This window comes from Streptacidiphilus neutrinimicus (assembly GCF_000787815.1).
In the GTDB taxonomy this organism is placed as follows: Bacteria; Actinomycetota; Actinomycetes; order Streptomycetales; family Streptomycetaceae; genus Streptacidiphilus; species Streptacidiphilus neutrinimicus.
In genome coordinates this window covers 5349-12004 of sequence record NZ_BBPO01000118.1, presented here as the reverse complement: position 1 = coordinate 12004, position 6656 = coordinate 5349, and the positions used below count along the sequence as shown (strand labels likewise).

7 protein-coding genes are annotated in these 6656 nt (G+C 72.8%); 2 read left to right on the top strand and 5 right to left on the bottom strand.

Annotated features, from left to right (window positions below; all coding sequences use genetic code 11):
* The 3 genes from TR48_RS46070 to TR48_RS36170 all read right to left on the bottom strand — a co-directional run.
* Window positions 1-258 (bottom strand): hypothetical protein (locus TR48_RS46070; RefSeq protein ID WP_236652487.1); only part of this gene is annotated, 258 nt, incomplete at its 3' end.
* 57 nt (window positions 259-315) lie between these two features.
* Complete coding sequence (locus tag TR48_RS36175) at window positions 316-1998, bottom strand: FAD-dependent oxidoreductase (protein ID WP_042374834.1); 1683 nt, start codon at window positions 1996-1998, stop codon at window positions 316-318.
* 117 nt (window positions 1999-2115) lie between these two features.
* Window positions 2116-3039 carry an AurF N-oxygenase family protein gene (locus tag TR48_RS36170; protein WP_042374833.1) on the bottom strand — a complete coding sequence of 308 codons (924 nt, stop codon included), beginning with the start codon at window positions 3037-3039 and terminating at the stop codon, window positions 2116-2118.
* Between the two features lie 265 nt (window positions 3040-3304).
* On the opposite strand from TR48_RS36170, the gene TR48_RS36165 reads away from it, so the two are divergent.
* On the top strand, window positions 3305-4642 hold the full coding sequence (locus tag TR48_RS36165; protein WP_042374832.1) for a ricin-type beta-trefoil lectin domain protein: 1338 nt from the start codon (window positions 3305-3307) through the stop codon (window positions 4640-4642).
* Between the two features lie 208 nt (window positions 4643-4850).
* Here TR48_RS36165 and TR48_RS36160 read toward each other — a convergent pair whose 3' ends face one another.
* Window positions 4851-5069, bottom strand: a complete 219-nt coding sequence (locus TR48_RS36160; RefSeq protein ID WP_236652486.1) for a winged helix-turn-helix transcriptional regulator — start codon at window positions 5067-5069, stop codon at window positions 4851-4853.
* Window positions 5070-5128: 59 nt separating this feature from the next.
* On the opposite strand from TR48_RS36160, the gene TR48_RS36155 reads away from it, so the two are divergent.
* Entirely contained in the window at window positions 5129-5815 is a 687-nt protein-coding gene (locus TR48_RS36155) for an SDR family oxidoreductase (protein ID WP_042374830.1), read from the top strand.
* Window positions 5816-5867: 52 nt separating this feature from the next.
* On the opposite strand, the gene TR48_RS36150 is transcribed toward TR48_RS36155, so the two are convergent.
* A complete protein-coding gene (locus TR48_RS36150) occupies window positions 5868-6620 on the bottom strand; it encodes a PIG-L deacetylase family protein (protein WP_042374829.1) in 753 nt (250 codons plus the stop codon).
* Window positions 6621-6656: the final 36 nt, after the last annotated feature.

Here is a 6656-nt window from a genome sequence, read left to right as displayed (position 1 = left end):
CCCCCCCCGCCGATGCGTGACCCGCTCGACCTGGGTGGGGCCGTCTGTGAGCCCGCCCGGACGGGCCCGGCCCCGCCGCAGCGCCGCCCGCCGGTGGGTGACCCGCTCGACCTGGGCGGGGCCGTCCGTGAGCCCGCCCGGACGGGCCCGGCCCCGCAGGGCCGTGCGGGCGTGGCCTGGACGGTTGAGGAGCGTCGCCGACTCGGGCTGTTCGGGGTGCGCGGCGCGCGCTCCGTGGGTGGGCGGGAGACGGGCCAAGCGGCGTGTCCTGCCCGGTGTGCTCGGCTCGCGCGCGCTTTTGCGCTCGCGCTCGCGCTACGGGCGGAGGCGGCGGCTGGAGGCGAGGAGCTCGGGGACGGTGGCCAGTTTGACGCGGGGGCGGCCCGTGGACGCGCCGCGGGCGCGTTCCGCGCGGTCCACGGCGCGCCATTGGCGCAGGCCGAGGGAGTCGGGCCGGCGTCGGCGGACCAGGCCGGCGAAGTCCTGGATGCGGCGGGCGGGTGTGGGCAGCAGCCCGGCGGCCGCGTCGTCGAGCAGCGCGTCGACGGTCTCCCGCGCGCAGTCGCGGTTCGCGCCGATGCCGCCGGACGGGCCGCGCTTGGCCCAGCCCACCACGTAGGTCGCGGGCCGCGGGCGACCCGTCGCCGGGTCGATGACCCGACCGGCCGCGTGCGGGATCGCGCCGGCGGCCTCGTCGAACGGGAGGCCCTGGACGGGCACCCCCCGGTAGCCGATCGAGCGCACGACCAGGCCCGCCGCGACGGTCGACTCGCGGCCGTCGGGCTCGGCGACGCGCAGCCCCTCGATCCGCGCGTCGCCGAGCAGCTCCAGGGGTGTGACGCCGAAGCGCAGCACGATCCGCCGCCGACCGGCCGGAGGCGCGGCCGCCCAGTCGACCGGCTCCACGGGCAGCCCGGCCAGCAGCGCCGCCTTCGAGCCCGCCTTCGAGCCTGCCGTCGCGGCCGTCGCGGCCGTCGCAGCCGTCGCGGCCGTCGCCGCCGCGATCGCCTCGCGCACGCCCGGCTCGTCCGCGACCACGAGGTCCACGCCCGCCAGGTGCGTCAGCGCGAGGAACTCGGGCCGCGTCCACGCGGCGTGCTCGGGGCCGCGGCGGGCGAGCAGGACGACCTCGCGCACCCGGCTGTCGCGCAGCGCGGCCAGCGCGTGGTCGGCGATGTCGGTGCGGCCGAGCTCGTCCGGGTCGGTGAGCAGGATCCGCGCGATGTCGACGGCGACGTTGCCGTTGCCGACCACGACGACGCGCTCCGCGGAGAGGTCGACGGCGTCGGCCGGGACGGCCGGATGCGCGTTGTACCAGCCGACGAGCGTCGTCGCGGGCAGGCTGCCGGGCAGGTCCTCGCCGGGCAGCCCGAGCCTGCGGTCGCCCGCCGCGCCCACGGCGTAGACGACGGCGTGGTGATAGGCGGTCAGGTCCTCGTGGGTGAGGTCCTCGCCGACCGTGACGCCCAGGTGCATGCGGAGCGCGGGGTGCTGGAAGGTCGTGGCGAAGGACTCGCCGATGCGCTTGGTGGACTGGTGGTCCGGCGCCACGCCGTGGCGCAGCAGGCCGCCCGCGACGGGCAGGCGGTCGATCATCGTGACGCGTGCGCCGGTGGTGCGCAGCAGCAGCTGCGCGGTGTACCCGGCGGACGGGCCGGTGCCGACGACCGCGACGCTGAGCTCGCCGAAGCCGTCCGGCAGGCTGCGCGGGAATTCCGGCTCGCCCCAGGCGTGGTCGGTCGGGTTCTCCTCGTACCAGCGGCGGTTGAGCTCCGCGTACGGCACGTCGGGCCCGGCCAGCCGGTCGACCGGGAAGATCGCGTCGACCGGGCAGGCGTCCGCGCAGGCCCCGCAGTCGATGCAGGCGGCCGGGTCGATGTAGAGCATGTCGGTGACGCCGAAGCCCGGCTCGCCGGGGGTCGGGTGGATGCAGTTGACCGGGCAGACCGACACGCAGGAGGCGTCGTTGCAGCAGGTCCGGGTGATCGCGTAAGCCATGGCGGGTCGTGGGGTCCTCGCGGTGCGGCGGGCGGGGTGGGGGAGCGGCGGAGTGGGGGAGCGGCGCTGCGCGGTCGGGGGCGATCCCACCGTCCCAGGGAGGCGGTGGACGGAGCGTCAGAGCATGTCCAGCTGCCGGTAGATCCCGGCGGCGGGACGGGTCAGCAGGCCGGCCTCGGCGAGGAACGCCATCAGGTGGCGCGAGCTGGTGCGCATCATGGACTTGCGGTGCTGGTTGGCCCGCACCTCCGCCAGCGCGCGCTCGGTGTCGAGGCCCGCCGCGGCGTAGACGCCCTTGTTGACCATGCTGCTGACGATGACGAACGCGGCGGCGGCGACGCCGAAGCCGTTGACGCGGCGACGCGCCGTCCCGGCCCCGCGCAGGCGCTCGCGGATCTCCTGGCGGGCGAACTTCATGTGCCGGGACTCCTCGACGACGTGGATCCGCGAGGTGCCGCGCACGATCTCCAGCACGTTCTCGCCGCGCATCCAGTCGCGCTGCATCACGTCCAGCACCTCCTCGGCGACGAGGATGCCGCCGTAGGCGAGCTCGGCGCGGGCGAGCGCCTTGAACGCGCGTCCTGCCTCGGCCCAGCCCCGGAGCGGCTTGTACTGCGGCACGCCCATCTTCTCGCAGGCGCGCGCGAACATGATGGAGTGCCGGCACTCGTCGGCGATCTCGGTGAGCGCGAAACGGAACTCGGCGTTCGCCGGGTCCTTCAGGTACTGATCGCGCAGCACCATCTGCTGCAGGATCATCTCGAACCAGATGCCGGTCATCATGATCGAGCCGACCTCGTGGCGGGTGAGCGTCACGCGCTGCTGCTCGGTCATCTCGTCCCACAGACGGGTGCCGTAGAGCGTGCTCCACTCCGGGTTGAGCCCGTAGTCGTCCTCAGGGAGCGGCGCGTCCCAGTCGATCTCGACGGACGGGTCGAAGGAGAGGGTCGCGGCGGAGTCGAGCAGCCGCTTCGAGACGTCGTCGTCGGCGGACGTGTGCGCTGTGCCGTGGATGTGCGCTGCGGTGGTGAGCTGTGCCATCGATGCCTCCGGGTGACGCTCGGCGCGGGCCCCGCTGCCCTTATTGACAAAAATTACAACAAGAGCGCGACGGGAGGAAGCCCCTGGCGAAGGCTTCCGGAGCGCCGCCCCTGGCGCCCGTCTTCGGAAAGTGAAGGCAACAACTCGTCAGCAAGCGCTAGGGGCACAAGACTTGACGCCGAGGCTGATGGGGCGGGAACATGCCAACGGCCGCCGGGAGAACGCTCTCCGGCCGCTCCGCCCGCCCCCCACCCGGAGGAGCCGCATGCAGCCCGACCCAGCCCGTTCACGCCGCCCCAGCCTGATCAGACGCGTCCTCGCGACGCTCGCGACGATCGCCACCGTGGTGGCCGTGATGATCACCGCCCCGTTCGGCGCCGCCCACGCCGACACCGTGCCCGGACCGCCCGCCGGATGGCAGACCGTCTTCAGCGACAACTTCGCCGGCGCCTCGGGGGCCGCCCCCTCGGGCAACTGGATGTACGACACCGGCCCGGGCTCCAACTTCGGCACCGGCGAGATCGAGACGATGACCAACTCGGCCGCCAACGTCCACCTCGACGGCAACGGCCACCTCGACATCACCGCCCTGCGCGACGGCAGCGGCAACTGGACCTCCGGCCGGATCCAGACCACCAGCGCCAACGTCGGCGCGCCCGCCGGCGGCAAGCTGGAGGTCACGGCCGAGATCCAGCAGCCCAACCCCGCCTCCGGGCTCGGCTACTGGCCCGCCTTCTGGATGCTCGGCCCCGGTCAGTGGCCCGAGAACGGCGAGATCGACATCATGGAGGACGTCAACGCCCGCTCCCAGGTGGCCGGGACGATCCACTGCGGGACCTACCCCGGCGGCCCGTGCAACGAGGGCAACGGCATCGGCAGCGGCCTGACCGCCTGCAACGGCTGCCAGACCGGCTACCACACCTACTCGATGATCCTCGACCGCACCAACACCGCGGCCGAGAACATCACCTTCTACCTCGACGGCAACCAGTACTTCCAGGTGACCGAGGCCCAGGTCGGCACCAGCACCTGGCAGGCGGCCTTCGACCACAACCTGTCGATCATCTTCGACCTCGCCATGGGCGGGGGCTTCCCCAACGGCGTCTGCAACTGCACCACGCCGACCTCCGCCACCACCTCCGGCGCGACGATGAGCGTGGGCTACGTCGCCGCGTACACCACGACCGGAAGCGGCGGCGGCGGTGGCGGGGGCGGCGGCAGCACCGGCCAGGTCACCGGCTACGGCGGCCTCTGCCTCGACGACCGCTCCGCCAGCACCGCCAACTTCAACCCGATCCAGGTCTACACCTGCAACGGCACCCCGGCCCAGCAGTGGACCTTCGTCCAGGCGGGCACCACCCTGCACGTTCTCGGCAAGTGCCTCGACATCAACGGCGGCGGCACTGCGGACGGGACGACGGTCGACCTGTACGACTGCAACAACACCGGCGCCCAGGTCTGGATACCTCAGTCCAACGGCACCCTGTACAACCCGCAGTCGGGCAAGTGCCTGGACGACACCAACTGGTCCACCACGCCCGGCACCCAGGCCCAGATCTGGGACTGCTCCGGCAACGCGAACCAGCAGTGGAGCATCCCGTGATCCCGTGAGCCGGAACCCCCGCCGGTGAACGAGCCGAGGCGCTCAGGTCCTTCCCCGGACCTGGGCGCCTCAGTGCCTGCCCAGACAGGTGAGCGCGGGCGATCGCGGCCGGTGCGCCGAAGGTGAACACCCACGCCAGCGGACGGCCGTAGTTCAGGGTGCGACCGATGCCTGAGCCAGGGCGCGCGGACCACCCACAGGACGCCCGTTACGTGCGCGGTGACGCCTGCCGGCTGTCGTAGTGCTCCTGGGCGGCGAGGAGTTCGTCTCCGTGGCGGCCGAACCACTGGATGAGTTCGGTCAGCGGCTCGGCCAGGCTGACGCCGAGCTCCGTCAGGCTGTAGGTGACCTGGGGCGGGTTGGTGGGCGCGACGCTGCGGTCGACGAGACCGGCTCGGGCAAGTGCCTTGAGGTTCTGCGACAGCATCTTCTGACTGATGCCGCCCACCCGTTGGTGCAACTGCGCGAAGCGGTGCGGGTGCGGGGATCGCCGAGGCGCTGGCCGCGACCGGCGCAGCCGTCGTGGTGAACTACCGGGAGGACGCCGCGGGCGCGGAGCGGGTCGTCGCGGGCATCACCGCCCAGGGCGGCCGAGCGATAGCGGTCCGCGCCGACGTGGCCCGCGGCGACGATGTGCGCCGTCTGTTCGATCGGGCGCGCGAGGAGTACGGACCGGTCGACGTGCTGGTGAACAACGCGGCCGTCGCCGCCTTCGCGCCGCTGTCGGGCATCACCGAAGAGGAGTTCCAGCGTGAAATGAGCACGAACGTCCTGGGCACGATCCTCACCACGCAGGCACTGGCCGCACAGCACGACATCAGTGCCGCGTCGATCATCAACGTCTCGACGGCCGGCACGCTCACCCACCCGCTCTACGCCTCGCTCTACGTCGCGTCCAAGAGCGCTGTCAACGCGTTCACCATCGTTGCGGCCAAGGAGCTGGGGCCACGCGGCATAAGGGTCAACGCCATCATGCCCGGACCCTCGGACACTGAGGGCACCAGGGCCATGGGATTCCCCGGCTCGGCCCAGGAAGCACAGGCGATCGCTGACACCCCGCTGGGTCGAACGGGCACCCCGAAGGACTACGGCCCGCTGGTGGCCTTCTTGGCTTCCGACGACGCGCGCTGGATCACCGGGGATGTCATCCTCGCTTCCGGCGGTATGCGCTGACGCCCCGCCGGCCGCCGCGCCGGCGCCTGAACCTGAGAGGCGCGGCCGTCGGCTACTCCGGCGGGCGCAGGGAGATCAGCTCGAACGCCGAGCCGTAGCGGACGCCGAGGCGGGAGCCGGTCATGCGGCCGAAGCCCTCCAGGAACTCCGCCGGGTCGGACATCGCGCCGTCGTCCAGCCCGGCCAGATACGCCTTGTGCTCGGCGAGCGAGGCGACGCCGAGCGCGAAGGTCTCGGTGACGTCCACGCCGTGACGGCCCTCGGGGGAACCGCCGGCGAGCAGGAACCGCACGCCGTTCCACGGCTCCAGGCCCTCGCCGAGCAGCTCGTTGAAGACCCAGCGGTTCCCGGCGTCGCGGACGGCGTCGAGGGTGGCGCGCCCGGCCGCGATGTGGTCGGCCTGGTTGGGGAAGACACCGCCGTAGGTGTCGCGGTAGTTGGTGGTGACGACGACGTCCGGCCGGTGGCGGCGCACCAGCCGGGCGATGTCGCGCCGCAGCGGCAGGCCGTACTCCAGCACGCCGTCCTTGTGGTGCAGGAACTCGACGGTGTCCACGCCGACCACGGCCGCCGACGCGATCTGCTCCGCCTCCCGCAACGGCCCGCACCGCTGGGGGTCGAGCCCGTCGATGCCGGCCTCGCCGCTGGTGATCATCGCGTAGACGACGCGCTTGCCCTGGCCCGTCCAGCGCGCCACGGCCGCGGCGGCGCCGTACTCCATGTCGTCGGGGTGCGCCACGACCGCGAGCGCGGTCTGCCAGTCCTCGTCCACCGGCGTCAGCGGCGGGGGTGCCTGTTCGCTCATGACTGCCTCCAGGGATCACAGGGCGCTCCTCCCGAC

Excerpts from the sequence above, each read along its gene's own strand:
- TR48_RS36165 (WP_042374832.1), top strand. The coding sequence starts at position 3,305 with ATGCAGCCCGACCCAGCCCGTTCACGCCGCCCCAGCCTGATCAGACGC.
- TR48_RS36150 (WP_042374829.1), bottom strand. The coding sequence starts at position 6,620 with ATGAGCGAACAGGCACCCCCGCCGCTGACGCCGGTGGACGAGGACTGG.
- TR48_RS36160 (WP_236652486.1), bottom strand. The coding sequence starts at position 5,069 with ATGCTGTCGCAGAACCTCAAGGCACTTGCCCGAGCCGGTCTCGTCGAC.
- TR48_RS36170 (WP_042374833.1), bottom strand. The coding sequence starts at position 3,039 with ATGGCACAGCTCACCACCGCAGCGCACATCCACGGCACAGCGCACACG.
- TR48_RS36175 (WP_042374834.1), bottom strand. The coding sequence starts at position 1,998 with ATGGCTTACGCGATCACCCGGACCTGCTGCAACGACGCCTCCTGCGTG.